Annotated in this window: 2 protein-coding genes and 1 pseudogene; all 3 read left to right on the top strand. The window is 65.6% G+C overall.

Translation table 11 applies throughout. The features are described from left to right. On the top strand, positions 1-153 hold a 153-nt coding region (locus ACDELDRAFT_RS20560), incomplete at its 5' end, for an ExbD/TolR family protein (RefSeq protein ID WP_005800009.1). A 136-nt stretch (positions 154-289) separates the two neighbouring features. Further along, the gene (gene leuS, locus ACDELDRAFT_RS20555) at positions 290-2,983 is read left to right on the top strand and encodes a leucine--tRNA ligase (protein ID WP_005800008.1); all 2,694 of its coding nucleotides are present in this window, start codon (positions 290-292) and stop codon (positions 2,981-2,983) included. An 87-nt stretch (positions 2,984-3,070) separates the two neighbouring features. After that, positions 3,071-3,189 (top strand): annotated as a pseudogene (locus ACDELDRAFT_RS26260) (LPS assembly lipoprotein LptE); the annotation flags it as partial.

Here is a 3,189-nt window from a genome sequence, read left to right as displayed (position 1 = left end):
CGCATCGGCGCCGACCAGCCCGATACCGAGGTGCAATTGCGGGCCGATGCCGCCGTGCCGTACGGCCGGGTGGTCGAGGTCATGGGCGCGGCCCAGGGCGCGGGGCTGCGGCGCATCGGCTTCGTGGCCGAGCCGCCTGCTGGCGCGCCCTGAAGCCCGCACCATGCGCCCCAACGGCGTGTGCCCCGTGGCGCTGGTCTGCCCCCGGCCGGCCCGGGCATCCGTCACAGCCTAAAATCTGCGCAGCGCAGCCCGTGCAGCTGCTCCTTTCCCATCCAGCAGAGCCCCCATGCAAGAAAAATATTCTCCCCAAGAAGTCGAACGCGCCGCGCACGACCACTGGACCGCCCGTGATGCCTACCGCGTGACGGAAGACACGAACAAGAAGAAGTTCTACGCCTGCTCGATGCTGCCCTACCCCAGCGGCAAGCTGCACATGGGCCATGTGCGCAACTACACCATCAACGACATGCTCACGCGCTACCTGCGCATGAACGGCCACAACGTCTTGATGCCCATGGGCTGGGACGCCTTCGGTCTGCCCGCCGAAAACGCCGCGCTCAAAAACGGCGTGCCCCCCGCCAAGTGGACGTACGAAAACATCGCGTACATGAAAAAGCAGATGCAGGCGATGGGCCTGGCCATCGACTGGAGCCGCGAAGTGGCCACCTGCGACCCCACGTATTACAAGTGGAACCAGTGGCTGTTCCTCAAGATGCTGGAAAAGGGCATTGCCTACCGCAAGACCCAGGTGGTGAACTGGGACCCGGTGGACCAGACCGTGCTGGCCAACGAGCAGGTGATTGACGGCAAGGGCTGGCGCACCGGCGCCACGGTGGAGAAGCGCGAGATCCCCGGCTACTACCTCAAGATCACCGACTACGCCGAGGAGCTGCTGGGCTTCGTCACCGGCGACAAACTGCCCGGCTGGCCCGAGCGCGTGAAGCTGATGCAGGAGAACTGGATCGGCAAGAGCGAAGGCGTGCGTTTCGCCTTCACGCACGACATCGCAGGCGACGAAGGTGCGCTGATCGGTGACGGCAAGATGTACGTATTCACCACGCGCGCCGACACCATCATGGGCGTGACCTTCTGCGCCGTGGCGCCCGAGCACCCGCTGGCCGCCCATGCCGCCAAGACCAATCCCACGCTCAAGGCCTTCATCGAAGAATGCAAGAGCGGGGGCACCACCGAAGCCGAGCTGGCCACGCAAGAGAAGAAGGGCGTGCCCACGGGCCTGTTTGTCACGCACCCGCTCACCGACGAAAAGGTGCAGGTGTGGGTCGGCAACTACGTGCTGATGGGCTACGGCGACGGCGCCGTGATGGGCGTTCCCGCGCACGACGAGCGCGACTTTGCGTTTGCCCTCAAGTACGGCATCGAGATCAAGCAGGTGGTGCTGGTCGATGGCGAAACCTTCGACTACCACCAGTGGAGCGACTGGTACGGTGACAAGCAACGCGGCGTCACCATCAACTCCGACAGCTTCAGCGGCCTGGGTTACAAAGACGCCGTGAACGCGGTGGCCCATGCGCTCGCGCAAAAGGGCTTGGGCGAAAAGAAGACCACCTGGCGCCTGCGCGACTGGGGCGTGAGCCGCCAGCGCTACTGGGGCACGCCGATCCCGATCATCCACTGCGATGAGCACGGCGCCGTGCCGGTGCCCGAGAAAGACCTGCCCGTGGTGCTGCCGCAGGACTGCATCCCCGACGGCTCGGGCAACCCGCTGCACAAGCACGAAGGCTTCCACGCGGGCGTGACCTGCCCTGTGTGTGGCAAGCCGGCGCGCCGCGAGACGGACACCATGGACACGTTCGTGGACAGCTCGTGGTACTTCATGCGGTACTGCGACCCCAAGAACGCGGACGCCATGGTCGCCGGTGGTGCCGACTACTGGATGCCGATGGACCAGTACATCGGCGGCATCGAACACGCCATCCTGCACCTGTTGTACGCACGCTTCTGGACCAAGGTCATGCGCGACCTGGGGCTGGTCAAGGTCGATGAGCCCTTCACCAAGCTGCTCACCCAGGGCATGGTGCTCAACCACATCTACAGCCGCCGCACCGCCAAGGGCGGCAAGGACTACTTCTGGCCGCACGACGTGGAGCATGTGCTCGATGAAGGCGGCAAGATCATCGGCGCCAAGCTCAAGAACGAAGCCACCAGCGGCGACGGCCTGCTGCCAGTGGGCACACCCATCGACTACGAGGGCGTGGGCACCATGTCCAAGTCCAAGAACAACGGCGTGGACCCGCAGGACCTGATCGAGAAGTACGGCGCCGACACGGCCCGCCTGTACACCATGTTCACCGCCCCGCCCGAAGCCACGCTGGAGTGGAACGACGCCGCCGTGGAAGGCAGCTACCGCTTCCTGCGCCGCGTATGGAACTTCGGCGTGAAGCTGTCTGCTATGGATATGGAAGCTGCCACCGCAAGCGCGGCAAGCGCCAGCAGCCTGAAAGACGTTGAGTTTGGCAAGGAAGCCAAGGCCCTGCGCCTGGAGATCCATAACGTGCTCAAGCAGGTGGACTACGACTACCAGCGCATGCAGTACAACACCGTGGTCTCGGGCGCGATGAAGATGATCAACGCGCTCGAAGACTTCAAGGCCACCGATTCGGCCGGTGCCCAGGTCGCGCTGATCGAAGGCTTTGGCATCCTGCTGCGCTGCCTGTACCCCGCCACGCCGCACATTGCCCACAGCCTGTGGCAAGGCCTGGGCTACGCGGGGGCCCTGGGCGACCTGCTCGATGCCCCCTGGCCGAAGGTCGATGCCGGCGCGCTGGTGCAGGACGAGATCGAACTCATGCTGCAGGTCAACGGCAAGCTGCGCGGCTCCATCCAGGTGCCCGCGCAGGCCGACAAGGCCGAGATCGAGCGCATCGCGCTGGCCAGCGAAGCCTTCGCCACGCACGCCGCGGGCGCCGTGCCCAAGCGCGTGGTGGTGGTGCCCGGGCGCCTCGTGAATGTGGTGGTGTGAGGTGGGCCGCCGCCTCCCAGCCATCTTGAACCGCAGTTGCCCGGTGGCCCGCACGGCCGTTGGGGAGCTGCGCTGCGGAGACATCTGATGCACAAGCGCACGCTTCTTTCTCTGGCGCCGGTGGCCTTGCTCGCCGCCTGCGGCTTCCGCCTGCGCGGGGTTCCCGAGTTCTCGTTTGCGTCGCTGTATGTGGCGGCGCCGGCCGG

Source organism: Acidovorax delafieldii 2AN (assembly GCF_000175235.1).
Classification (GTDB): Bacteria; Pseudomonadota; Gammaproteobacteria; order Burkholderiales; family Burkholderiaceae_C; genus Acidovorax; species Acidovorax delafieldii_B.
The sequence above is the reverse complement of the archived record's forward strand: the minus strand, read 5'-3'. Positions and strand labels throughout refer to the sequence as shown.

Coding starts and splice junctions, on each gene's coding strand:
- leuS (WP_005800008.1), top strand. CDS start 290: ATGCAAGAAAAATATTCTCCCCAAGAAGTCGAACGCGCCGCGCACGAC.